Source organism: Mycolicibacter arupensis, assembly GCF_002086515.1.
Classification (GTDB): Bacteria; Actinomycetota; Actinomycetes; order Mycobacteriales; family Mycobacteriaceae; genus Mycobacterium; species Mycobacterium arupense.
In genome coordinates this window covers 13,637-39,386 of record NZ_MVHH01000004.1, presented here as the reverse complement: position 1 = coordinate 39,386, position 25,750 = coordinate 13,637, and the positions used below count along the sequence as shown (strand labels likewise).

General features: G+C 67.4%; 27 protein-coding genes and 1 pseudogene. 23 read left to right on the top strand and 5 right to left on the bottom strand.

From position 1 onward, the window contains the following. The first annotated feature begins 1 nt into the window (after window position 1). The 5 genes from BST15_RS03380 to BST15_RS03360 all read left to right on the top strand — a co-directional run bounded on the left by BST15_RS03380 (window position 2) and on the right by BST15_RS03360 (window position 4,729). A complete protein-coding gene (locus tag BST15_RS03380; RefSeq protein WP_046189427.1) occupies window positions 2-1,264 on the top strand; it encodes a cysteine desulfurase in 1,263 nt (420 codons plus the stop codon). A 3-nt stretch (window positions 1,265-1,267) separates the two neighbouring features. Then, window positions 1,268-1,765 (top strand): Fe-S cluster assembly sulfur transfer protein SufU, encoded by a 498-nt coding sequence (gene sufU / locus BST15_RS03375; RefSeq protein WP_046189426.1) that lies wholly within the window; start codon window positions 1,268-1,270, stop codon window positions 1,763-1,765. Beyond that, on the top strand, window positions 1,762-2,103 hold the full coding sequence (locus tag BST15_RS03370; RefSeq protein ID WP_046189425.1) for a metal-sulfur cluster assembly factor: 342 nt from the start codon (window positions 1,762-1,764) through the stop codon (window positions 2,101-2,103). The genes sufU and BST15_RS03370 overlap by 4 nt, the downstream gene beginning before the upstream one ends. Window positions 2,104-2,105: 2 nt before the next feature. Continuing rightward, entirely contained in the window at window positions 2,106-2,930 is an 825-nt protein-coding gene (locus tag BST15_RS03365; protein WP_234708184.1) for an MBL fold metallo-hydrolase, read from the top strand. 65 nt (window positions 2,931-2,995) lie between these two features. Continuing rightward, window positions 2,996-4,729 carry an amidohydrolase gene (locus tag BST15_RS03360; protein WP_046189424.1) on the top strand — a complete coding sequence of 578 codons (1,734 nt, stop codon included), beginning with the start codon at window positions 2,996-2,998 and terminating at the stop codon, window positions 4,727-4,729. Window positions 4,730-4,738: 9 nt separating this feature from the next. On the opposite strand, the gene BST15_RS03355 is transcribed toward BST15_RS03360, so the two are convergent. Beyond that, complete coding sequence (locus BST15_RS03355; RefSeq protein WP_198528276.1) at window positions 4,739-5,275, bottom strand: DUF5666 domain-containing protein; 537 nt, start codon at window positions 5,273-5,275, stop codon at window positions 4,739-4,741. 400 nt (window positions 5,276-5,675) lie between these two features. On the opposite strand from BST15_RS03355, the gene BST15_RS03350 reads away from it, so the two are divergent. From BST15_RS03350 to BST15_RS03325, 6 genes are all read left to right on the top strand, one after another. Then, complete coding sequence (locus BST15_RS03350; protein ID WP_046189422.1) at window positions 5,676-5,855, top strand: DUF6131 family protein; 180 nt, start codon at window positions 5,676-5,678, stop codon at window positions 5,853-5,855. A gap of 170 nt (window positions 5,856-6,025) precedes the next feature. Then, the gene (locus BST15_RS03345; RefSeq protein ID WP_083070807.1) at window positions 6,026-6,196 is read left to right on the top strand and encodes a CsbD family protein; all 171 of its coding nucleotides are present in this window, start codon (window positions 6,026-6,028) and stop codon (window positions 6,194-6,196) included. A 114-nt stretch (window positions 6,197-6,310) separates the two neighbouring features. After that, a complete protein-coding gene (gene trxA, locus BST15_RS03340) occupies window positions 6,311-6,685 on the top strand; it encodes a thioredoxin (RefSeq protein WP_046189421.1) in 375 nt (124 codons plus the stop codon). A gap of 26 nt (window positions 6,686-6,711) precedes the next feature. After that, on the top strand, window positions 6,712-7,533 hold the full coding sequence (locus BST15_RS03335; protein ID WP_046189420.1) for an enoyl-CoA hydratase: 822 nt from the start codon (window positions 6,712-6,714) through the stop codon (window positions 7,531-7,533). A 26-nt stretch (window positions 7,534-7,559) separates the two neighbouring features. Continuing rightward, window positions 7,560-9,197 carry an ABC-F family ATP-binding cassette domain-containing protein gene (locus BST15_RS03330; RefSeq protein WP_046189419.1) on the top strand — a complete coding sequence of 546 codons (1,638 nt, stop codon included), beginning with the start codon at window positions 7,560-7,562 and terminating at the stop codon, window positions 9,195-9,197. A gap of 90 nt (window positions 9,198-9,287) precedes the next feature. After that, the gene (locus tag BST15_RS03325; protein ID WP_234708183.1) at window positions 9,288-9,488 is read left to right on the top strand and encodes a helix-turn-helix domain-containing protein; all 201 of its coding nucleotides are present in this window, start codon (window positions 9,288-9,290) and stop codon (window positions 9,486-9,488) included. Between the two features lie 102 nt (window positions 9,489-9,590). On the opposite strand, the gene BST15_RS03320 is transcribed toward BST15_RS03325, so the two are convergent. Continuing rightward, on the bottom strand, window positions 9,591-10,154 hold the full coding sequence (locus BST15_RS03320) for a TetR/AcrR family transcriptional regulator (RefSeq protein WP_046189417.1): 564 nt from the start codon (window positions 10,152-10,154) through the stop codon (window positions 9,591-9,593). A 14-nt stretch (window positions 10,155-10,168) separates the two neighbouring features. Further along, entirely contained in the window at window positions 10,169-13,003 is a 2,835-nt protein-coding gene (acnA, locus tag BST15_RS03315; protein WP_046189416.1) for an aconitate hydratase AcnA, read from the bottom strand. Between the two features lie 132 nt (window positions 13,004-13,135). Here acnA and BST15_RS03310 point away from each other — a divergent pair, with 132 nt between their 5' ends. The 9 genes from BST15_RS03310 to BST15_RS03270 all read left to right on the top strand — a co-directional run bounded on the left by BST15_RS03310 (window position 13,136) and on the right by BST15_RS03270 (window position 22,081). Further along, window positions 13,136-13,687, top strand: a complete 552-nt coding sequence (locus tag BST15_RS03310; RefSeq protein WP_082104171.1) for an Rv1476 family membrane protein — start codon at window positions 13,136-13,138, stop codon at window positions 13,685-13,687. A 253-nt stretch (window positions 13,688-13,940) separates the two neighbouring features. Then, complete coding sequence (gene ripA, locus BST15_RS03305) at window positions 13,941-15,380, top strand: NlpC/P60 family peptidoglycan endopeptidase RipA (protein WP_083070806.1); 1,440 nt, start codon at window positions 13,941-13,943, stop codon at window positions 15,378-15,380. 73 nt (window positions 15,381-15,453) lie between these two features. Next, window positions 15,454-16,092, top strand: coding sequence for an NlpC/P60 family peptidoglycan endopeptidase RipB (gene ripB / locus BST15_RS03300; RefSeq protein WP_409366518.1), 639 nt, complete (start codon window positions 15,454-15,456; stop codon window positions 16,090-16,092). A 132-nt stretch (window positions 16,093-16,224) separates the two neighbouring features. Further along, a complete protein-coding gene (gene moxR1, locus BST15_RS03295) occupies window positions 16,225-17,346 on the top strand; it encodes a chaperone MoxR1 (RefSeq protein WP_046189436.1) in 1,122 nt (373 codons plus the stop codon). A 62-nt stretch (window positions 17,347-17,408) separates the two neighbouring features. Continuing rightward, a complete protein-coding gene (locus BST15_RS03290) occupies window positions 17,409-18,320 on the top strand; it encodes a DUF58 domain-containing protein (protein ID WP_046189414.1) in 912 nt (303 codons plus the stop codon). 28 nt (window positions 18,321-18,348) lie between these two features. Further along, complete coding sequence (locus BST15_RS03285) at window positions 18,349-19,356, top strand: VWA domain-containing protein (protein WP_046189413.1); 1,008 nt, start codon at window positions 18,349-18,351, stop codon at window positions 19,354-19,356. 94 nt (window positions 19,357-19,450) lie between these two features. Continuing rightward, window positions 19,451-20,200, top strand: coding sequence for a 3-oxoacyl-ACP reductase FabG1 (gene fabG1 / locus BST15_RS03280; RefSeq protein WP_046189412.1), 750 nt, complete (start codon window positions 19,451-19,453; stop codon window positions 20,198-20,200). Between the two features lie 32 nt (window positions 20,201-20,232). Beyond that, window positions 20,233-21,042 carry an NADH-dependent enoyl-ACP reductase InhA gene (gene inhA, locus BST15_RS03275; protein WP_046189411.1) on the top strand — a complete coding sequence of 270 codons (810 nt, stop codon included), beginning with the start codon at window positions 20,233-20,235 and terminating at the stop codon, window positions 21,040-21,042. 10 nt (window positions 21,043-21,052) lie between these two features. Next, on the top strand, window positions 21,053-22,081 hold the full coding sequence (locus BST15_RS03270) for a ferrochelatase (protein WP_046686348.1): 1,029 nt from the start codon (window positions 21,053-21,055) through the stop codon (window positions 22,079-22,081). Window positions 22,082-22,102: 21 nt separating this feature from the next. On the opposite strand, the pseudogene BST15_RS03265 reads toward BST15_RS03270, so the two are convergent. Beyond that, a pseudogene (locus tag BST15_RS03265) lies at window positions 22,103-22,942 on the bottom strand (hypothetical protein). A 79-nt stretch (window positions 22,943-23,021) separates the two neighbouring features. Between BST15_RS03265 and BST15_RS03260 the strand changes: the two are divergent. The 3 genes from BST15_RS03260 to BST15_RS03250 are packed head-to-tail and all read left to right on the top strand — an operon-like array spanning window position 23,022 to window position 24,999. Continuing rightward, window positions 23,022-23,456 (top strand): NfeD family protein, encoded by a 435-nt coding sequence (locus BST15_RS03260; RefSeq protein ID WP_046188376.1) that lies wholly within the window; start codon window positions 23,022-23,024, stop codon window positions 23,454-23,456. Window positions 23,457-23,470: 14 nt separating this feature from the next. After that, the gene (locus BST15_RS03255; RefSeq protein ID WP_046188375.1) at window positions 23,471-24,619 is read left to right on the top strand and encodes an SPFH domain-containing protein; all 1,149 of its coding nucleotides are present in this window, start codon (window positions 23,471-23,473) and stop codon (window positions 24,617-24,619) included. Further along, entirely contained in the window at window positions 24,616-24,999 is a 384-nt protein-coding gene (locus BST15_RS03250; protein WP_046188374.1) for a DoxX family protein, read from the top strand. The genes BST15_RS03255 and BST15_RS03250 overlap by 4 nt, the downstream gene beginning before the upstream one ends. A 10-nt stretch (window positions 25,000-25,009) precedes the next feature. Here BST15_RS03250 and BST15_RS03245 read toward each other — a convergent pair whose 3' ends face one another. Next, entirely contained in the window at window positions 25,010-25,690 is a 681-nt protein-coding gene (locus tag BST15_RS03245; RefSeq protein ID WP_046188373.1) for an aquaporin, read from the bottom strand. Window positions 25,691-25,750: the final 60 nt, after the last annotated feature.

Sequence of the window (25,750 nt, the reverse complement as noted above, 5' to 3'; positions counted from 1 at the left end):
GATGACGCTCTCGGTCAGTCGTCCGGCGGCACCGGACATCGACGCGATTCGGGCGGACTTCCCGATCCTGCATCGTGTCATGCGCGGCGGCAGCCGGCTGGCCTACCTCGACTCCGGGGCCACCTCGCAGCGACCCCTGCCGGTGCTCGATGCCGAGCGGGATTTTGTGCTGAACTCCAACGGCGCAGTACACCGCGGAGCGCACCAGCTGATGGAGGAGGCCACCGACGCCTACGAGGACGGCCGTTCGGCGATCGCTCGGTTCGTCGGCGCCGATCCGGACGAGCTGGTGTTCACCAAGAATGCCACCGAGTCGCTCAACCTGGTGTCTTATGTGCTGGGCGACAGCCGCTTTGAAGCGGCGGTGGGCCCGGGAGACGTGATCGTCACCACCGAACTGGAACACCACGCCAACCTGATCCCGTGGCAGGAGTTGGCGCGACGTACCGGTGCGACGTTGCGGTGGTACACGGCGACACCAGACGGACGTATCGACCTGGATTCACTGGACCTCGATGAGCGGGTCAAAGTCGTTGCGTTCACCCACCACTCGAATGTGACCGGAGCGCTGGCCCCGGTCGCCGAGCTGGTGTCACGGGCCCGCGCGGTCGGTGCGCTCACCGTGCTGGACGCCTGCCAATCGGTTCCCCATCAACCGGTGGACTTCCACGCTCTGGAAGTTGACTTCGCCGCGTTCTCCGGCCACAAGATGCTGGGTCCGCATGGGATCGGTGTGCTGTACGGCAGGCGGGAGCTGTTGGCGGCGTTGCCCCCGTTCCTCACCGGCGGATCGATGATCGAGACGGTCACGATGACCTCGAGCACCTATGCCGCTGCGCCGCAACGTTTTGAGGCGGGCACACCGATGACCTCCCAGGTGGTGGGGCTGGCGGCGGCAGCGCGCTACCTCGACGCCATCGGTATGGAGGCGGTAGCCGCGCACGAACACGCGCTGGTGGCCGCGGCTTTGGAGGGGCTGTCCGCCATCCCCGGCGTGCACATCATCGGACCGACCACGATGCTCGACCGCGGTTCGCCGGTGTCCTTCGTGATCGACGGAGTGCACGCGCACGATGTCGGCCAGGTGCTCGACGACGACGGTGTCGCGGTCCGGGTGGGCCACCACTGCGCCATGCCGTTGCACCGCAAGTTCAATGTGGCCGCCACCGCGCGCGCGTCGTTCGCGGTCTACAACACCGGTGAAGAGGTGGAGCGCCTGTTGGCCGGCGTTCGCCGCGCCGTCGAATTCTTCTCGGGAGCGTGAGCGGTGCGTCTTGAGCAGTTCTACCAAGAGGTGATCCTCGACCACTACAAGCATCCGCAGCATCGTGGTCTGCGCGAGCCGTACGGTGCGCAGGTACATCACGTGAACCCCACCTGCGGCGACGAACTCACCCTGCGCGTGGCGCTGTCGCCCGACGGCGCGCACATCGCCGATGTCTCCTATGACGGTCAGGGTTGCTCGATCTCGCAGGCGGCGACATCGGTGCTGGCCTCCCAGGTGATCGGGCAGACCGTGCCGCAGGCGAGTGCGACCTTCGACGCATTCCACGAGATGGTGTCCTCCCGTGGCACCGTGGAAGGCGATGAAGAGGTCCTCGGTGACGGCGTCGCCTTCGCCGGGGTGGCCAAGTATCCGGCGCGGGTCAAGTGCGCGCTGCTGGGCTGGATGGCCTTCAAGGATGCTCTGGCGCAGGCACTTACCAAGGCACAAGATCAGACGTTGGCATCCGTCAGTGTCTCGACCCAGGAGGTGAACCGATGAGCGAATTGGGACCGGACGAGCTGCTCGCCGAACTGGAGGAATCGATGCACGACGTCATCGACCCCGAGATCGGCATCAACGTCGTGGACCTGGGCCTGATGTATGACCTGTCGGTCCGCCAGGACGACGACGGTTCGGTAGCGGTCGTGACCATGACGCTCACCTCGCCGGCCTGCCCGCTGCAGGACATGATCGTCGAGCAGATCCAGAACGCCACGGTGGGCACCGGTTTGGTCAAGAAGGCTGACGTCAACTGGGTGTGGGAACCGGCCTGGGGTCCGGACAAGATCACCGATGAGGGCCGCGAGATGATGCGCGCAGTCGGCTTCACGGTCTGACCGTGGCGGCATCGGTGTTCTGGCTCTGCCGGACCTGCGGTGTCGAACACGCAGCGACGCCGCAGGTGTGCGCGATCTGCGCCGACGATCGGCAATGGGTGCCGCCCGATGGCCAGCATTGGGCCACACTGGACGGATTGATCGCCGAGGGCATGCAGTCCTACGCCTTTGAACTGGAACCCGGGCTGATCGGGATCGGCAGCAATCCTCCGCTCGGGATCGGTCAACTGGGGAAGCTGCTCTCCACCTCCGCCGGCACCGTGCTGTGGGATCCTTCGGGCTTCCTCGACGACGCCGCAGTGTCTGCGGTGCTCGAGCATGGCCCGGTGCTCGGGGTTGTCGCCAGTCATCCGCACATGTTCGGCGCCCAGGTGGAGTGGAGCCGGCGTCTCGGTGGGGTGGCGGTGTATGTCAACGCCGCCGACAAGCAGTGGGTGATGCGGCCGGACCCGGCAATCACATACTGGTCGGGACGGCTCGAGCTGGCTCCGGAGCTGACGGTGGTCCAAGTGGGCGGCCACTTTCCGGGCAGTTCCGTCGCCTGCTGGCATGCCGGCGCCGGTGGCCGCGGTGTGCTGCTGGTGGGCGACACCATCTTCCCGAACCCCGACCGGAGCACCGTGGCGTTCTTACGCAGTTATCCGAACCGCATTCCGCTGTCGGCCGCCGTCGTCCAGCGGATGGCGGGCACCCTCGGGGAGCTGCGCTTCGATCGCATCTACGGACTACACACCAACGCCATCGACTCCGATGCCGCGGCCGCCGTCCGGTTCTCGGCGGATCGCCATGCGGCGTGGGTGCGCGGCGACTACGACCACCTCACCTGATCCGCGGGCCCGATCAGCCTCAAAAGACTCGTCGCACCGATTGCGACTGACACAGAGCGGACACCGTGACTACGAACAGACGACGCTTCATGGCCGGGGTGGCCGCCGCGGCGGCAGGAACGGCAGTGGGGGGACTGTCCGCGTGCGGATCGCGGCCCCGGGGCGCCGACGTCATCTTCATCGGCGGCCCGGTGGTGACGGTGGCACCCGGTGCCCCGGAGGCCGAAGCGCTGGCGGTCGCCGACCGTCGGATCACTGCGGTCGGCACCGCCGAGGACGTGCTGCGGCTGCGGGGCGCGGAGACCACCGTGGTGGATCTGCGCGGGCGCGCGCTGCTGCCGGCATTCGTCGAGCCCCACGGGCATCCGTTCGAGATGGGCTCCACCTTGGCTCCGCCGGCCATCGACGTGCGCCCGTTCACGGTGCCCACCGCCGGCGGGGTGTTCGCCAAGCTGACCGAGGCGGTGGCGGACACCCCCAAGGGGCAGCCGATCCTGCTGAACGGGGTTGACCCACTGCTGCAGACCGGACTGCAGCCCTTCAGCGCCGCCGAGCTGTCGCGGCTGGCCCCGGACAACCCGGTGGTGATCATCGCCAACAGCGGGCACGCCGCCTACGGCAACACCGCCGCCTTCACCGCCGCCGGTATCACCAAGACCACCCCCGACCCGGCGGGTGCGCGCTATCTGCACGGGCCCGACGGCCAGCTGACCGGCGAGGTGCGCGAGGCCGCGGCGGTGATGGCGCTGGTCGCGCCTTTCTCCGGCGCGATCACGGCCAATGCCGGCGACAACCTGCGCTGGGCTTACGCCCAGCTTGCCCGGGCCGGAATCGCCACCGCCACCGAACATTCCTACGAAGCACGGACGCAATCCGAGGTGTTCGGAAACCTCGCCCAGCAGGCCGACTGCGCCGTGCGGGTGCGTGCCTACGAGATCGGCACCGCAGACCTGGCCGCCGACCCGAAGAATGTGCGCGGCAAGAGAGCTCGCGCCGACGTGCTGTTCGACAAGATCGGCATGAAGGTGTGGGCGGACGGTTCGCCCTGGCAGGGCAACATTTTCACCACCTTCCCGTATCTGACCAACGCCACCACTGCCGGCATGGGGCTGGGCCCTGATCACCGCGGACGAATGAACTACTCGCCCCGGCAGATCCAGGAGCTGATCAAGGCGTTCGTCGACCAGCATTGGCAGGTCTCCTGCCACGTCCACGGTGATGCCGCCATCGACGTGGTGCTGGACGCGTTCAAACAGGCGCGCACGCCGCCGGCGTTGCGGCCCCGGATCGAACACGTCGGGGCCATGCGACCCGACCAGTTCTACCGGGCCGCGCGGCTGGGAGTCACCCCGAGCATGTTCGTCGAGCACCTCTATTTTTGGGGAGATGCGCTGGTGGACAAGCTGTTCGGTCCCGAGCACGGCTCGCACTGGATGTCGGCGCGGTCCGCCCTGGACGCTGGTCTGCACCTGTCGTTCCACAATGACGGCACCGTTACCCCGCCCAGCCCCCTCGGCAACATCGCCACCGCGGTGAACCGGACCGCCAAGGGCAGTGGCCGGGTGCTGGCCCCCGAGCAGCGCATCAGCGTGGATGCGGCGATCAAGGCACAGACCCTCGATGCGGCCTGGCAACTGCGGCTGGACACCGAGATCGGCAGCCTGGAACCCGGCAAGTACGCCGACCTGGTGGTGCTGTCACACAACCCGCGCCGTGTCCCGCCGGCCGAGCTGCGTGACGTGGCCGTCGAGGCCACCTACCTGATGGGCCGGCAGACCTACGGCAAGGTGCTGGGGTAGGGTCGGCCGCTACGCCGGAGGTTCGGGGCAACCGCCGTTGCCGGCCCACACGGTGACCCGGCTGGCCTGCAGCACGCCCTCGGCGTCGGTGGTCCCGCCGGCGGCGAGACACTTGCCGGCACTGATCGACGGGGCGCTGACGGTGATCATCCGGCGGTAGTGGGTGTCGTCGTTGACGGTGACCGTGGTCGGGCCGTTGGGGCCGGCGACGGTGAGGGTGTCACCGGCGACCGATTCGACGACACCGCGCACACCATGGTGCGGCTTGGCCGGTGCCGGATTGTCGGCCGACGAAGCCGGCGGCTGTGGGCACTGACCGTCCACGGTGGTGGTGATCGCCACGAACTTCGCGGTGATGGCGCCGCCCTCGGCCGCAGTGCTGTCGCGCCCGGCGCCGGCCTTGATGCAGGTACCGGCGGTGATCTCGCCGCGCTGGGCTGGCACCGACTCGAACACGCGGGTGCTCTCGGTCAGTTCGACCGTGGCGGTGCCGGCCGGGCGGGCGACCTCGACGGTGTTGCCGGAGACCGAGGAGACCGAACCCATCACGTGGTCACCCTGCGCGTGTGCCAGCGCGGGGAAAATCCATGCGGTGGTTCCGGTTAGCGCAAAAGCTGCGAGAGCGGTGCGACAACGGGCAGACATCAAAATGCTCCAATCGTGGACCGCGCGGGTGCGGCTGTCCTGGTTACGTCATATCACCGTCGGCGGTGCGGCTGTCCACCACCTTGCTCTGAGCTGTGTGTGGGCTGTGTATGCGCCGGCGGTCTGGATTTCCTCACGGTTCGGAGGTTCCAGAATTGCCGCGATGTCTCGGCGGGCGGAAGGGAAAAGTGGTTTGCCAGTGCTCCAACGCGGGCATACCCAACGAGTACGACCCACGAATCAGACCATCACCACCAGGTCGTGGCTGACTTGGGCATCGCCAGAAAGTCGGGTAACCGCAATGATTTCCCTCGGAGTCATCCTCATCGTTCTTGGGCTTGTCCTGCCCGCCCTTGTCCCTGCCTTCGCCTACGCGAACGTCTTGTTCTCCATCGGCGTGGTCCTCTTGATTGTCGGCCTGATCCTGATGTTCGCCGGGAGAGCGGGCCACGCGATCGGCGGTCGTCGCCACTACTACTAGCAACGGCGGGGCCGCCGGAAGTTGGTCGCTGCTGCCCGCCGCTCACGGCACAATCTCTAACCTCCTGCACCCGGAAACGGCGGGCAGGTTGACGGCAACGCCGACGGCGCAGTCGTAACACGGTCGGCTGCAGTGTGCAGTTGACCACCAAATTGAAGGGACTACTCCCCATGGGAATCGTCGACAAGGCCAAAAATGCCGCGCAGAACGCGAGCGGCAAAGTCAAGGAACAAGCCGGAAAGGTCACCGGTGACAAGGACACCGAGGCTGAAGGCAAGAAGGATCAGCTGAAGGCCAACGTCAAGAAGACCGGTGAGAACATCAAGGACACGTTCCGCTGACCGCTGCCGTGAGAGGGAGTCGCCGCCGAGCCACGGCGGCGACTTCCGTTCCCGGCCAGATCAGCGCGGTGTGCAGCCGGGAACACCGCGGGACAACTGAGCGTTGACCCGGTCATGGCAACTCAAGACCTGACCGCAGCGAAATTCGAAGAGACCATCGCCGACAACGACATCGTGCTGGTCGACTTCTGGGCGTCCTGGTGCGGGCCGTGCCGGGCGTTCGCACCGACCTTCGCGTCCGTCTCCGAAAAGCACCCGGACGTGGTGTTCGCCAAGGTCGACACCGAGGCCGAACAACAGTTGGCCGCTGCCGCCCAGATCCGCTCCATTCCCACGCTGATGGCGTTCAAGAAGGGCACCCTGGTGTTCAACCAGCCTGGTGCGTTACCCGCCGCGGCTCTGGAGAATCTGGTCCAGCAGGTCAAGGACCTCGACGTGGAGGCCGCACTGGCCGAGCAGGCCGCACAGGGCAAGCCCGAACAGCTCTGATCACCGGCACGCGATAGCGTGCATCGGTGCCTTCTGAATCCGAGTTCGTCCTTGTCGAGCGGCCGCGTCCACACGTCGCCCTGATCACGCTGAATCGTCCGGAGCGGATGAACTCCATGGCATTCGACGTCATGGTTCCGCTGCGCGACATGCTGGCCGAAATCAGCTACGACAACTCGGTGCGGGTGGTGGTGCTGACCGGGGCGGGCCGGGGATTCTCCTCGGGCGCCGACCACAAGTCCGCGGGCTCGGTGCCGCACGTCGCGGGCCTGACCCGGCCCACGTTCGGACTGCGGTCCATGGAACTGCTCGACGACATCATCCTGGGGCTTCGGCGCCTGCACCAGCCGGTGATCGCCGCGGTCAACGGGGCGGCGATCGGCGGTGGCCTGTGCCTGGCACTGGCGGCCGACATCAGGGTCGCCGCGTCGGGTGCCTACTTCCGGGCGGCCGGCATCAACAATGGGTTGACCGCCAGCGAACTGGGTCTGAGTTATCTGCTGCCGCGGGCGATCGGGTCGTCGCGGGCCTTCGAGATCATGCTCACCGGCCGCGACGTCGATGCCGCCGAGGCCGAGCGAATCGGCCTGGTCTCGCGCGTGGTGGAGCAGCCGGACCTGCTGGAGACCTGCTTCGACATGGCCGAGCGGATCGCCGGTTTCTCTCGGCCGGGGGCCGAATTGACCAAGCGGACGCTCTGGAGCGGACTCGACGCCGGTAGTCTGGAGGGGCATATGCAGGCCGAGGGGCTCGGACAGCTCTACGTGCGCCTGCTGACCAGCAACTTCGAGGAAGCCGTCGCTGCGCGCGCCGAGAAGCGCCCACCGGTCTTCACCGACGATAAGTAGCTCGAACACGACAGGAGTACGCGCGCGTGATTACCGCAACGGGCCTGGAGGTCCGCGCCGGAGCGCGCACCCTGCTCGACTCGGTGGACTCGGTCCTGCGCGTGCAGCCGGGGGATCGGATCGGTCTGGTGGGCCGCAACGGCGCGGGCAAGACCACCACGCTGCGCATCCTGGCCGGTGAGGGTGAGCCCTACGCCGGCACCATCACCCGCACCGGCGAGGTCGGGTATCTGCCGCAGGACCCCCGGGAAGGCAATCTCGACGTCTTGGCCCGTGACCGGGTGCTTTCGGCCCGCGGGCTGGACACCATCCTGGCCGACCTGGAGAAGCAGCAGGTGCGGATGGCCGAGGTCGTCGACGAGGCCGAGCGCGACCGTGCCATCCGCCGCTACGGTCAGCTCGAAGAGCGATTCTCCGCCCTGGGCGGCTACGCCGCCGAGAGTGAGGCGGGCCGGATCTGCACCAGTCTTGGGCTGCCGGACCGCGTGCTGACCCAGCCGTTGCGGACCCTGTCCGGTGGCCAGCGCCGCCGTGTGGAGCTGGCTCGGATCCTGTTCGCCGCAGGCGAGGGCGGCGCGGGCGGTGCGGGTTCGGGCACCACGCTGCTGCTCGACGAGCCGACCAACCACCTCGACGCGGACTCCATCGGCTGGCTGCGTGACTTCCTGAAAAACCACAACGGGGGACTGGTGTTGATCAGTCACGACGTGGACCTGTTGGCCGACGTGGTCAACCGGGTGTGGTTCCTCGACGCGGTGCGCGGTGAGGCCGACGTCTACAACATGGGCTGGCAGAAGTACCTTGACGCCCGAGCCACCGATGAGCAGCGGCGGCGCCGCGAGCGGGCCAACGCCGAACGCAAAGCCGGAGCGCTGCGCGCGCAAGCCGCAAAGATGGGCGCCAAGGCGACTAAAGCCGTTGCGGCGCAGAACATGTTGCGCCGCGCTGAGCGGATGATGGCCGAACTCGACGACGAGCGGGCGGCCGACAAGGTCGCCAAAATCAAGTTCCCGACACCATCGGCCTGCGGGAAGACCCCGCTGATGGCGTCGGGGCTGACCAAAATGTACGGCTCGCTGGAGATCTTCACCGGTGTCGACCTGGCCATCGACCGGGGATCGCGGGTGGTGGTGCTGGGACTGAACGGCGCCGGCAAGACCACCCTGCTGCGACTGCTCGCCGGCGTCGAAACCCCCGACGCAGGTCAACTGGAGCCCGGCCACGGGTGCAAGATCGGCTATTTCGCCCAGGAGCACGACACCATCGACAACGCGGCCAGCGTGTGGGAGAACATTCGGCACGCGGCCCCCGACACCTCCGAGCAGGATCTGCGGGGCCTGTTGGGTGCGTTCATGTTCACCGGGCCGCAGCTGGAGCAGCCGGCCGGGACACTGTCCGGTGGCGAGAAGACCCGACTGGCGCTGGCGGGGTTGGTGGCGTCCACCGCGAACGTGCTGCTGCTTGACGAGCCCACCAACAACCTGGACCCGGCCTCGCGGGAGCAGGTGCTCGACGCGCTGCGCAGCTACGCGGGTGCGGTGGTGCTGGTCACCCACGACCCGGGCGCGGCCGAGGCACTCGACCCGCAGCGCGTGGTGCTGCTGCCCGACGGCACCGAGGATCATTGGTCGGCGGACTACCGCGATCTGATCGAGCTCGCCTAGCGGGCCAGCGGCATTTCCCTCAAAGTCGCCCGGTTGGGGCGGCGCCTTCCTACGCTGAACCCGTCAAGGCGGCGAGGGATGGTGAGGGACGTGGCAACGACGGCGAAACTCAAGAAGCAGCGCGATCGGCAGCTGGTCGAGTTGCGCACCGCCTACGAGGGCGGAGCGAGTATCCGAACCCTGGCGGCATCGACGGGACGCTCTTACGGGTCGGTGCACAGCATGCTGCGGGAGTCCGGTGCGGCGATGCGCAGCCGCGGTGGCCCCAACCACCGCGCGCGATCGCTCTAGCGCGCGTGGGAGCACGTCGCCGAACGTGCACTCAGGACGAGATTTCGCCGAGAAACCCGATCTGAATGCACGCTCGGTGCAGAAACCGGCCTAGCCGCGAAATCAGCTGTGCCGCACCGAGTCTTCAACCAGGTCGAGGACCGCGGAGAGCCGCTCCGGGTCCTCGCCGGATGCCAGTCGCGCGATCAGGCCGTCGAGCACCAGATCCAGATAGCAGTGCAGCACGTCCGCCGCGACATCGTTGCGCAGCCGGCCAGCCTGCTTCTGGCGGCGCAGCCGATCGGTAGTCGCAGCGGCCAATTCGGCTGATCGCTCCGCCCAGCCACGGCTGAACTCCGGGTCGTGGCGCAGTTTGCGGGCGATCTCCAGCCGGGTCGCCAGCCAGTCGAACTGTTCGGGCGCGGCCAGCATGTCCCGCATCACGGCGATCAGGCCCTCACGTGAGGTCAGGTCAGCCATCCGCTCGGCGTCCTCGCGGGCCAACTCGAAGAACAGGGTGTCCTTGTCGCGGAAGTGATGGAAGATCGCCCCGCGCGACAAGCCCACCGTCTGTTCGAGTCGCCGCACCGTCGCCTGGTCGTAGCCGTAGGCGGCGAAGCACCGCCGTGCGCCATCGAGGATCTGACGGCGCCGGGCCGCCAGGTGATCCTCGCTGACCCTGGGCATCAGGTGATCGCCGTCTACGCGGTCGTAGCGGACTTCAGCATGTTGCGCAGCACGTACTGCAGGATGCCGCCGTTGCGGTAGTAGTCGGCCTCGCCGGGTGTGTCGATGCGCACCACGGCGTCGAAGGTGACCTTCTCGCCGGTCTCTTTGGTGGCGGTGACCTTGACCGTCTTGGGCGTCTTGCCGGCATTGAGTTCTTCGATACCGACGATGTCAAAGGTCTCGGTGCCGTCCAGGCCCAGCGACTGGGCGCTCTCGCCGACCGGGAACTGCAGCGGGATCACGCCCATGCCGATCAGGTTCGAGCGGTGGATGCGCTCGAACGACTCGGTGATGACCGCCTTCACGCCCAGCAGCGTGGTGCCCTTGGCCGCCCAGTCACGCGACGAGCCGGAGCCGTACTCCTTGCCGCCGAGCACCACCAGCGGAATGCCGGCCTTCTGGTAGTTCACGCAGGCGTTGTAGATGAACTCCTTGGGGCCACCCTCCTGGGTGAAGTCCCGGGTGTAGCCACCCTGGGTGCCCTCCAGTCCGATGGTGTCGAGCACCCGGTTCTGCAGCCGGATGTTGGCGAAGGTGCCGCGGACCATGACCTCGTGGTTGCCGCGACGGCTACCGAGGGAGTTGTAGTCCTTGCGCTCCACGCCGTGGGAGTCCAGGTAGTCCGCGGCGGGGGTGCCGGGCTTGATCGGGCCGGCCGGGCTGATGTGGTCGGTGGTCACCGAGTCGCCCAGCAGGGCCATCACCCGGGCGCCCTTGATGTCCGAGACCGGCTCGGGCTCCAGACCCATGCCGTCGAAGTACGGCGCCTTGCGCACGTAGGTCGACGCCTCGTCCCAGGCGAAGGTGTCGCCGTCCGGGGTGGGCAGGTTGCGCCAGTTCTCGTCACCGGCGAACACGTCGGCGTAGGACTTACGGAACATGTCCTGACTGATCGCGGACTTGATGGTGTCGTCGATCTCCTGTGCCGACGGCCAGATGTCGCGCAGGAAAACGTCGTTGCCGTCCGAGTCCTTACCCAGCGAGTCGGTCTCGAAGTCGAAGTCCATGGTGCCGGCCAAGGCATAGGCGATCACCAGCGGCGGGCTGGCCAGGTAGTTCATCTTGACGTCGGGGGAGATGCGGCCCTCGAAGTTGCGGTTGCCCGACAGCACTGCGGTGACGGTCAGGTCTTGCTCATTGACCGCCTTGGAGATCTCCTCGGGCAGCGGGCCGGTGTTGCCGATACAGGTGGTGCAGCCATAACCGCCCAGGTAGAAGCCGAGCTTCTCCAAGTAGGGCCACAGGCCGGCCTTCTCGTAGTAGTCGGTGACGACCTGGCTGCCCGGTGCCATGTTGGTCTTGACCCATGGCTTGGACGACAGGCCCTTCTCGACGGCGTTGCGGGCCAGCAGGGCCGCACCGATCATCACCGACGGGTTGGAGGTGTTGGTGCAGGAGGTGATACCCGCGACCGCGACTGCACCGTGGTCGAGAATGAACTCGCCGCGCTCGCCCTTGACCCGCACCGGCTTGCTCGGCCGGCCCTCGGCGCCGTTGGCGGCGGACTGCACGTCCACGGCACCATCGTCGGCGAAGGACAGCGAGACCGGGTCGGAGGCCGGGAAGGATTCCTCGATGGCTTCATCGAGTTTGGTCTCCGGCGTCGGGTGCTGCTCTTCGACGTAGTTGTGGATGTCCTTGCGGAAAGCGATCTTGCTCTCCGACAACAGGATTCGGTCCTGCGGGCGCTTGGGACCGGCGATCGAGGGGACCACCGTGGACAGGTCCAGCTCCAAGTACTCGGAGAAGACCGGCTCGCGGTCGGGGTTGTGCCACATGCCCTGAACCTTGGCGTAGGCCTCAACGAGCGCAAGCTGCTCGTCGGTGCGGCCCGTCAGGCGCAGGTAGTTGATGGTCTCTTCATCGATCGGGAAGATCGCGCAGGTGGAGCCGAACTCCGGGCTCATGTTGCCCAGGGTGGCGCGGTTGGCCAGCGGTACCTCGGCGACGCCCTTGCCATAGAACTCGACGAACTTGCCCACCACGCCGTGCTTGCGCAGCATCTCGGTGACGGTCAGCACCACGTCGGTGGCGGTGACGCCCGGCTCAATCTCGCCGGTCAGCTTGAAGCCGACGACGCGGGGGATCAGCATCGATACCGGCTGACCCAGCATGGCCGCTTCGGCTTCGATACCGCCGACGCCCCAGCCCAGCACGCCCAGGCCGTTCTGCATGGTGGTGTGGCTGTCGGTGCCCACGCAGGTGTCGGGGTACGCCTGCCCGTCGCGCACCATGACAGTGCGGGCCAGGTATTCGATGTTGACCTGGTGGACGATGCCGGTGCCGGGCGGAACGACCTTAAAGTCGTCGAAAGCGCCCTGGCCCCAACGCAGGAACTGGTAACGCTCGGCGTTGCGCTCGTACTCCAGGGCGACGTTGCGCTCGAAGGCGTCCGAGGTGCCGAACACGTCGAGGATCACGGAGTGGTCGATGACCATTTCGGCGGGAGAGAGCGGGTTGACCTTGTTCGGGTCGCCGCCCAGGGCGGTGACGGCCTCACGCATGGTGGCCAGGTCCACCACGCAGGGCACGCCGGTGAAGTCCTGCATGATCACGCGGGCCGGGGTGAACTGAATCTCGATGCTGGGCTCGGCGGCCGGGTCCCAGTTGGCGATCGCGTTGATGTGGTCTCGGGTGATGTTGGCGCCGTCTTCGGTGCGCAGCAGGTTCTCGGCCAGAACCTTGAGGCTGTAGGGGAGTTTCTCGGTGCCGGGAACGGCATCGAGGCGGTAGATCTGATATTCCGCGTCACCGACCGTGAGGGTGTCGCGGGCTCCGAACGAATTCACCGAATCTTTGCTGCTCACTTCAACTCCCCGAGATCGAGTTCTCCTCCATCGACGGGTCCGCGCCGACGGGCGGGCTCACTCTAACAGTACGATTGTCCTGTATAAAGTAAGGTTCACCTCACTTGGCCGGGGTTGATACCGTCTTCAACCGTGACGATCCTGCACCCGCCGGCCTACATTCCCGGCGAGCTCTGCATCACCGTCGGCCTGGACCCCGCCACCCCGCCCGATGACTGCATGGCGTTGGTCAAGGTTGCTGTCGCCGCCGACGGGGTGAGCGCACCGGCCGCCGATGTGCCGGCACTGCGCGAGGTGGTGGCGCAGGCGGGCCGAGACGGCATCGACCTCAAGATCGTCGAAGTCGCCCGTAACCCCGGCATGGACACCGCACTGCGCGATGTCGCCACCGTGGTCGGCTACGACTATCCGGATTCCACGGTGCTGGTCGTCAGTACCAACTATGTCGGCAGCTACAGCGGACAGTTTCACCGCTCCAAACTCGAGGCCGCCGAGGACCACGCCAAAACCGGTGATCCGGTGGTGTCGGCCCAGAATTTTCTGCATGAATTGACCACCCCCGATCTGCCCTGGACGGGCCTGACGGTGGTGTTGTTGGTGGGGGTGGCGGCGGCCGCCGTCGGCACCCGCTTTCTGCAGCGCCGCAGCAAACTGGCCGCGGAACGCACCGCTGCCGCCGATTAGCGGCAATACCTCCATAAATCTGGAATCTGGGCGACTATTGTCCGCCTGACGGTGCTCGTCGGCAAATTAAAAGGTCACCGAATGGTCACAACCAGCTCAATTACACGATTGTAGTTTGTTACGAACGTTTCTCCAGTGACTTATGTGACGTATGGTCTCAAAAGGCGCAGCTGTTGTCCCTGTTGTTTCTGTGCTTTTGCCACCGGCCGAAGCACGGCGCCGCCTGCTAAGAGTCCGAGGAGAACCAAGCCGAATGAGACGCATCCGCTGTGGCTCCGATGGCTCTGCTTTCCGACTGGCCACCCGCTTGACCCAGCCCGCGACGGTGACTGTGCTCAGTGCCGCCATGCTGCTGGGCACCCCCGGGCTGGCCACGGCCCAGCCCGCGCAGGACCCCGACGGTATCGCCGCCCTGATCGCCGACGTCGCCGACGCCAACCAGCAACTGCAGAATCTGGGCGCCCAGATCGCCGAGGAGAAGGAGGGCGTCAACAAGGCCCTGGTGGATCTGCAGACCGCTCGCGAGGACGCCGAAGCCGCCCAACACGAGGTGGAAGCAGGCCACCAGGCGATCGCCGAGGCCGACGCGGCGATCGCCGCCGCGCAGCGCCGCTTCAACACCTTTGCCGCATCGACCTACGTCAACGGTCCCTCGGACAGCTACCTGACCGCGGCAAATCCGTCGGAGATGATCGCCACGGCCGCCGCCGGCCAGTCTCTGGCGCTGAGTTCGCAGCAGGCCCTGGACAACCTCAAGCGGGCCCGTACCGAACAGCTGAACAAGGAGTCGGCCGCGCGGCTGGCCAAGCAGAAGGCCGACCAGGCCGTCGCCGACGCGCAGTCCAGCCAGGACGCCGCCGTGGCCGCCCTCACCGACACCCAACGCAAGTTCGGTGAGCAGCAGGGCGAGATCGACCGGTTGGCCGCGCGCCGCAGCCAGGCCCAGGCCAAGCTCGCCGCCGCCCGCGGCAACGACAAGCCTCAGGACGGCCACGCGTCGCCCGGCGGCCCCAGTGGCGACCGGTGGGGAAATCCCGGCGCTTCCGTTGCCGGCCCGATGGCGGCCAGTCAGCCCGCGCAGTGGGACGGTCCCTGGGATCCGACCCTGCCGATGATCCCCAGCGCCGATGTCCCCGGTGACCCGATCGCGGTCATCAATCAGGTGCTCGGGATTTCCCAGACCTCGGCGCAGGTGACGGCCAATCTGGGCCAGAAATTCCTGCAGTCCATCGGACTGGCCAAGCCCGACTCCACCGGTATCAACAACGGCCAGATTCCCCGGGTCTACGGCAAGCAGGCCTCCGAATACGTGATTCGCCGTGGGCTTTCCCAGCGCGGTGTGCCCTACTCCTGGGGCGGCGGTACCGCCGCGGGACCGGGTCGGGGGATCGGCTCCGGTTCGGGCACCGTCGGGTTCGACTGCTCCGGCCTGATTCTGTACGCGTTCGCCGGGGTCGGCATCAAGCTGCCGCACTACTCGGGCTCGCAGTACAAGATGGGGCGCCAGATCCCGTCGGCGCTCGCGCGGCGCGGCGATGTCATCTTCTACGGGCCGGGTGGCAGTCAGCACGTGACGCTCTACCTCGGCAACGGCCTGATGCTGGAGGCCCCCGACGTGGGCCAGACGGTGAAGGTGTCACCAGTACGCAAGAGCGGTATGACGCCTTTCGTGGTCCGATACATCGAGTACTGACGGCGGAGCAATGCAACAGATTTCCTTACGACTATCGCGCCTCGTGGGATCGCTCCTGGTGGCGATTCCTGTGATGCTGGGCCTGGCCTCCCCGGCCGCGGCCGACCCCGGCTGGGACCCCACGCTGCCGGCCACGATCAGCGCCGGTGCGCCTGGTGACCCGTTGGCGATCGCCAACGCCTCACTGCAGGCCACCGCCAACGCCACCCAGACCACCATGGATCTGGGCCGTAAATTCCTGTCCGGCCTGGGTTTCAACGTCGGCGACGAGGCCGCCGGCAACGTGTCGCCCGGCAAGCGGGTGCACGGCAAGCAAGCCATCGAGTACGTCATTCGTCGCGGCGGCGCGCAGATGGGTGTGCCCTACTCCTGGGGCGGTGGATCGCTGACCGGCCCGAGCAAGGGAGTCGACTCGGGTGCGGGCACAGTCGGCTTCGACTGTTCGGGGCTGATGCGCTACGCGTTCGCCGGCGTCGGGGTACTGATCCCGCGGTTCTCCGGCGATCAATACAACGCCGGCCGGCACATTCCCCCCAGTCAGGCCCGTCGCGGTGACCTGATGTTCTATGGGCCCGGCGGCGGCCAGCACGTCACGATGTACTTGGGTGGCGGCAAGATGCTGGAGGCCTCGGGAAGTGCAGGCAAGGTGGTGGTCAGCCCGGTCCGGACCTCCGGAATGACGCCGTACCTGACCCGGATAATCGAGTACTGAGCATTCCCGACGAGCCCTTACGTCGACGGATGCAGCGAACCCTGGAATAGTTGAACGCGGGCACAACGCTGCCCCTCGGCCGCGTGCCGTGCAAGCAGTTGTGTCTGACCGACCTTTGTGGAGGATTTGTCGATGACGTCATCGGATGGGACGCCCGCGGGCGCCAGCGGTTTCCCCGGCTCGGCCGGTGCTGAGACAGGCACGGTCGGCGGTAGCGGGCTCGCCGCCGACGTACACGCGCTGGAGCGGGCCGTCTTCGAGGTCAAGCGCGTCATCGTCGGCCAGGACCAGCTCGTCGAGCGCATCCTGGTCGGCCTGCTCGCCAAGGGCCACGTGCTGCTCGAGGGTGTTCCCGGCGTCGCCAAGACCCTGGCGGTGGAGACCTTCGCCAAGGTGGTGGGTGGAAACTTCGCCAGGATCCAGTTCACCCCGGACCTGGTGCCGACCGACATCATCGGCACCCGTATCTACCGGGCAGGCCGCGAGGAGTTCGACACCGAACTCGGCCCGGTGATGACCAACTTCCTGCTGGCCGACGAGATCAACCGTGCGCCGGCCAAGGTGCAGTCGGCGTTGCTGGAGGTCATGCAGGAACGCCAGGTCTCCATCGGCGGCAAGCGGTTCCCGCTGCCCAACCCGTTCCTGGTGATGGCCACCCAGAACCCGATCGAGCACGAGGGTGTCTACCCGCTGCCCGAGGCGCAACGCGACCGCTTCCTGTTCAAGATCAACGTCAGCTACCCCTCGCCGGAGGAGGAGCGCGAGATCATCTACCGGATGGGCGTCGCCCCGCCGGAGCCCAAGCAGATCCTGAGCACCGGCGACCTGGTGCGCCTGCAGTCCTTGGCGGCCAACAACTTCGTGCACCACGCGCTGGTGGACTACGTGGTTCGGGTCATCACCGCAACGCGCCAGCCCGAGCAGTTCGGTATGCCCGACGTGAAGAACTGGTTGTCGTTCGGTGCCTCGCCGCGTGCCTCGCTGGGCATCATCACCGCCTCCCGGGCACTGGCCCTGGTTCGCGGTCGCGACTACGTGATCCCGCAGGACGTCATCGAGGTCATCCCGGACGTGCTCCGGCACCGCCTGGTGCTGTCGTACGACGCACTCGCCGACGAGATCACCCCGGAGATCGTCATCAACCGGCTGCTGCAGACGGTGCCGCTGCCCCAGGTGAACGCGGTTCCGCAGCAGCAACAGCACTCGCCGGCACCGGGTGCCCCGACCGCGGCGGCAGCGGCCGGCGGTCGGTGAGCGACCCCGACACCGGGGCTGGATCGACTCAGGCGCCCGGAAACAGCACCGCTCCGCCGTCGATGCTGCGCGGAGGAATCCGCGACCCGAAGCTCGCGGCGGCGCTGCGCACCTTAGAGCTGACGGTCAAGCGCAAGCTCGACGGCGTGCTGCACGGCGATCACCTGGGCCTGATCCCCGGCCCCGGTTCCGAGCCGGGGGAGTCGCGGCTGTACCAGCCCGGTGACGACGTGCGGCGCATGGACTGGTCGGTCACGGCGCGCACCACCCACCCGCACGTGCGCCAGATGATCGCCGACCGCGAGCTGGAGACCTGGCTGGTGGTGGACATGTCGGCCAGCATGGATTTCGGCACCGCCACCTGTGAGAAGCGTGACCTGGCGGTGGCCGCTGCCTCGGCCATCGTCTACCTCAACAGTGGCGGCGGTAACCGGCTGGGCGCCCTGGTCACCAACGGTCAGAACGTCGTGCGCGTGCCGGCCCGCTCCGGGCGCAACCACGAGCAGACCCTGCTGCGCACCATCGCCACCATTCCGCGAGCCCCGGTCGGGGTGCGTGGTGATCTGGCGGCGGCTATTGATGCGCTGCGCCGGCCCGAGCGCCGACGGGGCATGGCGGTCATCATCAGCGACTTCCTGGGCCCGATCAACTGGATGCGCCCCCTGCGGGCGGTCGCCGCTCGGCATGAGGTACTCGGCATCGAGGTCCTCGATCCGCGCGATGTCGAACTGCCCGACGTCGGCGACGTGGTGTTGCAGGACACCGAGTCCGGTGTCACCCGCGAATTCACCATCGACGCCAAGCTTCGCGATGACTTCGCCCGGGCGGCGGTGGCCCACCGCGCGGACGTCGCGCGCGCCTTGCGCAGCTGCGGCGCGCCGTTGCTGGGGTTGCGGACCGACCGGGACTGGATCGCCGACATCGTCCGATTCGTCGAGTCACGCCGGCGCGGCGCGCTGGCGGGGACGCCGTGAACTCGACCCGTACACAGACAGGTCTGTTATGACATTGCCGCTACTCGGGCCGATGACCTTGTCGGGCTTCGCCCACCCCTGGTTCTTCCTGTTCCTGTTCGTGGTTCTGGGACTGGTCGTGCTGTACATCCTGATGCAGGTGGCGCGGCAGCGGCGGATCCTGCGGTTCGCCAACATGGAACTGCTGGAGAGTGTGGCGCCCAAGACGCCGACCCGCTGGCGCCACCTGTCGGCGGTCCTGCTGGTCAGCTCGCTGCTGCTGTTCACTGTCGCGATGGCCGGACCCACCCACGACATCCGGATTCCGCGCAACCGCGCCGTGGTGATGCTGGTGATCGACGTCTCGCAGTCGATGCGGGCCACCGATGTCGCACCGTCCCGGCTGGCGGCCGCGCAGGAGGCCGGCAAGCAGTTCGCCGACGAACTCACCGCGGGCATCAACCTGGGGCTGATCGCCTACGCCGGCACGGCGACCGTGCTGACCTCGCCGACCACCAACCGTGAGGCGACCAAGGCGGCCATCGACAAGCTGCAGCTGGCGGACCGCACCGCCACCGGCGAGGGGATCTTCACCGCGCTGCAGGCGATCGCCACCGTGGGCGCCGTCATCGGTGGCGGCGACACCCCGCCGCCGGCCCGGATCGTGCTGCTCTCCGACGGTAAGGAAACCGTGCCGTCCAACCCCGACAACCCCAAGGGGGCGTTCACGGCGGCGCGCACCGCCAAGGACCAGGGTGTGCCGGTGTCGACGATCTCGTTCGGCACGGCCTACGGCTACGTGGAGATCAACGAGCAGCGTCAGCCGGTGCCGGTCGACGACGACTCGCTGAAGAAGATCGCCGACCTCTCCGGCGGCAGCGCCTACACCGCCTCGAGCCTGCAGCAGCTCAAAGAGGTGTACGCCACGCTGCAGGACCAGATCGGCTTCGAGACCATTCGCGGCGAGGCCAGCACCGGCTGGCTGCGCCTGGGCGCCTTCGTGCTGGCGCTGGCCGGGTTCACGGCGCTGCTGCTCAATCGCCGCCTGCCCGCCTAAGGTCCGCCCCCATCAGCTGACTCTGCGCTGGTGGCGCACAAGTGCGAGTAGCTCGCGCCCTGTGCGCAGAGTCAACGTGTCGATTCGATAGGTTATGCCGGTGACAGACAGCGAAGCCCCCGCAGTAAAGCCCGCATTTGTGTCCCGTTCAGTCCTCGTCACCGGTGGAAACCGGGGTATCGGGCTGGCGATCGCGCAGCGACTGGCCGCCGACGGGCACAAGGTGGCGGTCACGCACCGCGGATCCGGTGCCCCTGAGGGACTGTTCGGGGTGGTGTGCGACGTCACCGACAACGACGCCGTCGACCGGGCCTTCAAGGAGGTCGAGGAGCACCAGGGACCGGTCGAGGTACTGGTGGCCAACGCAGGTATCTCCAAGGACGCGTTTCTGATGCGGATGACCGAGGAGCGCTTCGAAGAGGTCATCAACGCCAACCTCACCGGTGCCTTTCGGGTGACGCAACGCGCCTCGCGCAGCATGCAGCGCAAGCGCTTTGGCCGGATCATCTACATCGGCTCGGTGTCGGGCATGTGGGGCATCGGCAACCAGGCCAACTATGCCGCCGCCAAGGCGGGCCTGATCGGGATGGCTCGCTCGATCTCACGCGAGCTGTCCAAGGCCGGAGTGACGGCCAACGTCGTGGCACCCGGCTACATCGACACCGAGATGACCCGGGCCCTCGACGAGCGGATCCAGGAGGGTGCGCTGGACTTCATCCCGGCCAAGCGGGTCGGTACCGCCGAGGAGGTGGCCGGTGCGGTCAGCTTCCTGGCCTCCGAGGACGCCGGATACATCGCCGGCGCGGTCATCCCGGTCGACGGCGGCATGGGCATGGGCCACTAACGAACCGTTCAGATTCGAAGATAGGGAACTTCATGGCAGGCATTCTCGAAGGCAAGCGGATCCTGGTCACCGGGATCATCACCGACTCCTCCATCGCATTTCACATCGCCAAGGTCGCCCAGGAGGCCGGCGCGCAGCTGGTGTGCACCGGGTTCGACCGGCTGCGGCTGATCCAGCGGATCATCGACCGGCTGCCGGAGCCGGCGCCGCTGCTCGAGCTCGACGTGCAGAACAACGAACACCTCGACACCCTGGCTGCGCGTGTCACCGAGGTGATCGGCGAGGGCAACAAGCTCGACGGTGTGGTGCACTCCATCGGATTCATGCCACAGACCGGTATGGGCGTCAATCCCTTCTTCGACGCGCCCTACGAGGACGTGGCCAAGGGCATCCACATCTCCGCATACTCCTATGCCTCGCTGGCCAAGGCCGTGCTGCCGATCATGAACCCCGGCGGGTCCATCGTCGGTATGGACTTCGACCCGACTCGGGCGATGCCCGCCTACAACTGGATGACGGTGGCCAAGAGCGCCCTGGAATCGGTCAACCGGTTCGTGGCGCGCGAGGCCGGTCAGGTCGGGGTGCGGTCCAACCTCGTGGCGGCCGGCCCGATTCGGACGCTGGCCATGAGCGCGATCGTCGGTGGAGCGCTCGGTGAGGGCGCCGGGGAGCAGATCCGGTTGCTCGAAGAGGGGTGGGACCAGCGGGCCCCGATCGGCTGGGACATGAAGGACCCGACGCCGGTGGCCAAGACGGTCTGCGCGCTGATGTCCGACTGGCTGCCCGCCACCACCGGGACGATCGTCTACGCCGACGGCGGCGCACACACCCAGCTGCTCTGAGCGGCGCTCCATGGACATCGACGCCGTCCTGCTGTTGTCGTTCGGCGGGCCCGAAGGGCCCGAGCAGGTTCGGCCGTTCCTCGAGAATGTCACCCGGGGACGTGGCGTGCCGGCAGCCCGGCTGGACGCGGTGGCCGAGCACTATCTGCATTTCGGCGGAGTATCGCCGATCAACGGGATCAACAGGGCGCTGGCAGAGGTATTGCGTGCCGAATTACCTGGCATGCCCGTCTATTTCGGCAACCGCAACTGGGAGCCCTATGTCGAGGACACGGTCGCGCAGATGGCGGCCGACGGCGTCCGGCGTGCCGCGGTGTTTCCCACATCGGCGTGGGGCGGCTACTCCGGCTGTGACCAGTACGCCGAGGACATCGCTCGGGCACGTCGGGCCACCGGCCCGGGCGCGCCGGAACTGATCAAACTGCGCCAGTACTTCGATCATCCGCTGTTCGTCACGATGTTCGCCGAGGCGATCGCCGCAGCGGCCGACAGCCTGCCGGCCGATCTGCGGACCGACGCCCGGCTGGTGTTCACCGCCCATTCCATCCCGGTACGCGCCGACGAACGCTACGGGCCAAGCATCTACAGCCGTCAGGTCGCGCACGCCACGAGCCTGGTCGCCGCCGCCGCGGGGTACACCGACTACGACCAGGTCTGGCAGTCGCGCTCGGGGCCGCCTCAGGTGCCGTGGCTGGAACCCGACGTCGAAGCCCACCTGACCGCGCTGTCCGATGCCGGGGTTCGTGCGGTGATCGTGTGTCCCATCGGCTTTCTCAGCGACAACATCGAGGTGATCTGGGACCTGGACAATGAGGTCCACGCACAGGCACGGGAGGCAGGCATCGCGTACGCCCGGGCGGTCACCCCGAACGCCGATCCGCGGTTGGCGCGCCTTGCCCGCGCCTTGATCGAGGAGCTGCGCGACGGCGCCGCGCCGCAACGCGCCCCCGGGCCGGAAGGTCTGGGCTGCGGATTCGGTGTCGACGGGGCGCCGTGCGGATCGGCGCACTGCGTCGCTGTGGTGGCGCCGGCCGGCTAGCGAGGCAGCAGCACGGCGGTCCTAGCTCCGCCAGGCGGAGTGCAGAATCGCCGTCACCGCCGCGCTGCGTGCTGATCGCACCACCGCCGTCAACGGGGCGACCATATCCACGGCGCGCTGCACCGCGGCCGAGGTCTGGGCGCTGGCGGTCAGCAGATCGGCGCTGACCACGATGATCGCCTCGACGTGCGCGGCACTGTGCAGTACCCGTACGGCGCGGCTGGGTGCGTGGTCGGGAATCCTATGTACCAGAGCGGCTTCCATCATCTGCTCCACCCGCAGTCGCGGATCCTCCACGCCGTAATCGGCCCAGCGTGAGCCGGTGGAGCCCAGCGCTTCGGCCGCCGTGCGAACCGCCGACCGCAACGCCTATTCGGCATCGCCCACATCGTGCTGTTCGGGGGCGGGCACGCTGGTCAACGGGAAGACCGTCCAGCACAACTCGGCGACGTCGTCACCGTCCGCAGCGGTGTCTTCGGAGTAAGCCGGGACCAGCCCGACCGGGGGTGCGGCCTCAGACGCCGCGATCAGCACGGCCTCACCGGCCAGAATCGCCTCCTGCTGGAAAGTGGTTCCAGCGGGCAGTCCGCGGACATCGCCGGGCACCGGAAACACCGGCCGGATGCCATCGCCGGCGGCGGCCAGGCCCGCGCCGCGCACCAACTGCAGCAGCGCAGCCGTGCCGCCGTCGGTTCCCCCGGTCCACGCCATCCCGGACTCACCGATGCTGACTGCGTCGAAGGCGGCCACTGATTGCACTGGCGCCCAGGCCGATAATGCGTCCAGCACGTCATCCGGGGCCGCCCGGCCGGCGAGCCAGGCGTTGGCCCACACCGACAGCGAAGTACTCGGGCACCACATGATGCAAGGCAGTGTAGTTGCCCGTAGGTTCGCCGCCGGACCACACAGGTTCGGCGCGTTCTCGGGCTATCCTGACCGCATGCCGCCTGCCCTGATCTGGTTGGTCTTCGCACTCGGGCTCGCCGGAGCCGAGGCACTCACCGGCGACATGTTCCTGCTCATGCTCTCCGGTGGTGCGCTGTCGGCTGCGGCCACCAGCGCCGTGACCGGCTGGCCGCTGTGGACCGATGGTGCGGTGTTCCTCGTGGTGTCGGTGTTGTTGCTGGTCTTGGTGCGTCCCGCGCTGCGTCGCCGGTTGTGGTCGACGGCCGACGGGGAGACCGGGGTGCTGGCGCTTCAGGGCAAGGCAGCGCTGGTCCTCGACCGCGTCGAGCAGCACGGCGGCAGGGTGAAGTTGAACGGCGAGGTGTGGACCGCCCGACCGCTCACCGACGGTGACGTCTTCGAACCGGGGGAGCAGGTCACCGTGATGCACATCGACGGGGCCACCGCCGTGGTCGGCAAGATCCTGTAACGAAAGGAAGCGTCATGGAAGGCGTCACAACCGGGCTGTTGCTGCTGGCCGTACTGGTGGTGTTCGCGGTGATCGTGGTCGCTAAGTCGGTCGCACTGATCCCGCAGGCCGAGGCGGCGGTGATCGAACGTCTGGGCCGCTACAGCCGCACCGTCAGTGGTCAACTGACGCTGTTAGTGCCGTTCATCGACCGGGTCCGGGCCCGCATCGACCTGCGTGAGCGGGTGGTCTCGTTCCCCCCGCAGCCGGTGATCACCGAGGACAACCTGACCCTGAACATCGACACCGTCGTCTACTTTCAGGTCACCAATCCCAAGGCCGCGGTCTATGAGATCAGCAACTACATCGTCGGCGTGGAACAGCTCACCACCACCACGCTGCGCAACGTGGTCGGCGGGATGACCCTGGAGCAGACGTTGACCTCACGCGAAGTGATCAACAGCCAGCTGCGCGGCGTGCTCGACGAGGCGACCGGGCGCTGGGGCCTACGGGTGGCACGGGTGGAGCTGCGCAGCATCGATCCGCCCCCGTCGATCCAGGCGTCGATGGAGAAGCAGATGAAGGCCGACCGCGAGAAGCGGGCCATGATCCTGACCGCCGAGGGCCAGCGCGAAGCCGCCATCAAACAGGCCGAAGGCCAGAAACAGTCCGAGATCCTGACCGCCGAGGGCGCCAAGCAGGCGGCGATCCTGGCCGCTGAGGCGGATCGGCAGTCGCGGATGCTGCGGGCCCAAGGTGAGCGGGCCGCCGCCTACCTGCAGGCGCAGGGCGAGGCCAAGGCCATTGAGAAGACCTTCGCGGCGATCAAGGCCGCGCGGCCCACGCCCGAGCTGCTGGCCTACCAGTACCTGCAGGTGCTGCCGGAGATGGCGCGCGGGGAGGCCAACAAGGTCTGGGTGGTGCCCAGCGATTTCGGCACTGCCCTGCAGGGTTTCACCAAGCTGCTCGGTGCTCCCGGCGAAGACGGCGTCTTCCGCTACCAGCCGTCACCGGTGGACGACCACCCGAACCGGCATGAAGACGACAGCGAGGAAGTCGCCGACTGGTTCACCACCCAGACCGACCCGGCGATAGCGCAGGCGGTCGCCAAGGCCGAGGCCGATGCCCGCAAGCCCGTCGAGGGCACCGTGCTGCCCCCGCAACTCGATCCCGGGCTGGCATGAGCGTTCTGACGGCTCGGCCGACGTACGCGGCCCTGGCAGCGTTCTTGGCCGGTGACGCGGTGGCATCGGCGATCCCGGTGCCCTATGTCGCCAAGAACATGGACGCCATGCGGATTCCCGCCGAGGTGCGCTGGGCGGTTCCGGTGGCCAAGGCCGCCACCGCGCTGGGGCTGGTGTCGGTGTTCCGCTTCCCGGGTGTCGCCCGGCTCACCACCGGCCTGTTGACGGCGTACTTCGCCGGTGCGCTCGGCATCCACCTGCGGGTGCGGAACCGGGCCGCCAACATTGTGCCCGCGGTGCTGCTCTTGGTGGTGTTCGCCGCCATGACGGCCCAAGGCCCGCACACCGCCGGCGGCGGCGTACGGGCCCTGGAGTCGTAGCTTCGGGAGTTCAGCCTCGTCGACTGGCGCTGGTGTGCTCGTCGAGAGTGGTCGCCTTGTAGGCGTAGGCGGCCACGACCGCGCCGAGCACCTGGGCGATCAGATAGACCCAGAGGAACTTCCAGGCGAAGACACCCGACAGCATCAGCCCGAAGGTGATGGCCGGGTTGAACGCGCCGCCCGAGATGGCGCCGACCGCGACGACACCGACAGTCACCACGAATCCGATCGCCAGACCGTAGAAGCTGTTGCCGGCGCTGTCTTTGCTGGTCGCGGTGTGCAATACGACATAGCACAAAGCGAAGGTGAATACCAATTCGGCCAGAAATGCCGGCCAGACCGCGCCACTCAGGTCGAGTGTCTCGGCGGCGTACCTGTCGTGCCACAACCCGAATCCGACACCGAACGCGGCGAGTGCTCCGACTAACTGCGCAACGATATAGGGGCCCAGATCATTCAAGGGCAGTGCGCCACGCAGATACGCGGCCACCGATACCGCCGGGTTCAGGTGGCCGCCCGAGATGTGCCCACTGGCGTAGACCATCACCATCAACACCGAGCCGATACCCAGTGCGACGGCGGCAAGGCAGTCAGTGCCGGACAAGACGATTCCGAGCACGGCAAACATGAAAACGAACGTCCCGATCATTTCGGTCAAATACTTGCGCACCGCGGCGTTCCGATCAGCCATTGATCCGGTCCCTTCACTCCGTCGAGCACTATCCAATTTGTGCTGTGCCAGCACATGGCA

What these genes read in the sequence shown, in the direction of transcription:
- inhA (WP_046189411.1), top strand. Translation starts at nt 20,233, where the DNA reads ATGGCAGGCATTCTCGAAGGCAAGCGGATCCTGGTCACCGGGATCATC.
- BST15_RS03320 (WP_046189417.1), bottom strand. Translation starts at nt 10,154, where the DNA reads ATGCCCAGGGTCAGCGAGGATCACCTGGCGGCCCGGCGCCGTCAGATC.
- BST15_RS03380 (WP_046189427.1), top strand. Translation starts at nt 2, where the DNA reads ATGACGCTCTCGGTCAGTCGTCCGGCGGCACCGGACATCGACGCGATT.
- BST15_RS03255 (WP_046188375.1), top strand. Translation starts at nt 23,471, where the DNA reads ATGGAAGGCGTCACAACCGGGCTGTTGCTGCTGGCCGTACTGGTGGTG.
- BST15_RS03260 (WP_046188376.1), top strand. Translation starts at nt 23,022, where the DNA reads ATGCCGCCTGCCCTGATCTGGTTGGTCTTCGCACTCGGGCTCGCCGGA.
- BST15_RS03370 (WP_046189425.1), top strand. Translation starts at nt 1,762, where the DNA reads ATGAGCGAATTGGGACCGGACGAGCTGCTCGCCGAACTGGAGGAATCG.
- BST15_RS03250 (WP_046188374.1), top strand. Translation starts at nt 24,616, where the DNA reads ATGAGCGTTCTGACGGCTCGGCCGACGTACGCGGCCCTGGCAGCGTTC.
- fabG1 (WP_046189412.1), top strand. Translation starts at nt 19,451, where the DNA reads ATGCCGGTGACAGACAGCGAAGCCCCCGCAGTAAAGCCCGCATTTGTG.
- trxA (WP_046189421.1), top strand. Translation starts at nt 6,311, where the DNA reads ATGGCAACTCAAGACCTGACCGCAGCGAAATTCGAAGAGACCATCGCC.
- BST15_RS03350 (WP_046189422.1), top strand. Translation starts at nt 5,676, where the DNA reads ATGATTTCCCTCGGAGTCATCCTCATCGTTCTTGGGCTTGTCCTGCCC.
- BST15_RS03355 (WP_198528276.1), bottom strand. Translation starts at nt 5,275, where the DNA reads ATGGGTTCGGTCTCCTCGGTCTCCGGCAACACCGTCGAGGTCGCCCGC.
- ripB (WP_409366518.1), top strand. Translation starts at nt 15,454, where the DNA reads ATGCTGGGCCTGGCCTCCCCGGCCGCGGCCGACCCCGGCTGGGACCCC.
- BST15_RS03290 (WP_046189414.1), top strand. Translation starts at nt 17,409, where the DNA reads ATGCTGCGCGGAGGAATCCGCGACCCGAAGCTCGCGGCGGCGCTGCGC.
- BST15_RS03285 (WP_046189413.1), top strand. Translation starts at nt 18,349, where the DNA reads ATGACATTGCCGCTACTCGGGCCGATGACCTTGTCGGGCTTCGCCCAC.
- BST15_RS03245 (WP_046188373.1), bottom strand. Translation starts at nt 25,690, where the DNA reads ATGGCTGATCGGAACGCCGCGGTGCGCAAGTATTTGACCGAAATGATC.
- BST15_RS03270 (WP_046686348.1), top strand. Translation starts at nt 21,053, where the DNA reads ATGGACATCGACGCCGTCCTGCTGTTGTCGTTCGGCGGGCCCGAAGGG.
- moxR1 (WP_046189436.1), top strand. Translation starts at nt 16,225, where the DNA reads ATGACGTCATCGGATGGGACGCCCGCGGGCGCCAGCGGTTTCCCCGGC.
- ripA (WP_083070806.1), top strand. Translation starts at nt 13,941, where the DNA reads ATGAGACGCATCCGCTGTGGCTCCGATGGCTCTGCTTTCCGACTGGCC.
- BST15_RS03345 (WP_083070807.1), top strand. Translation starts at nt 6,026, where the DNA reads ATGGGAATCGTCGACAAGGCCAAAAATGCCGCGCAGAACGCGAGCGGC.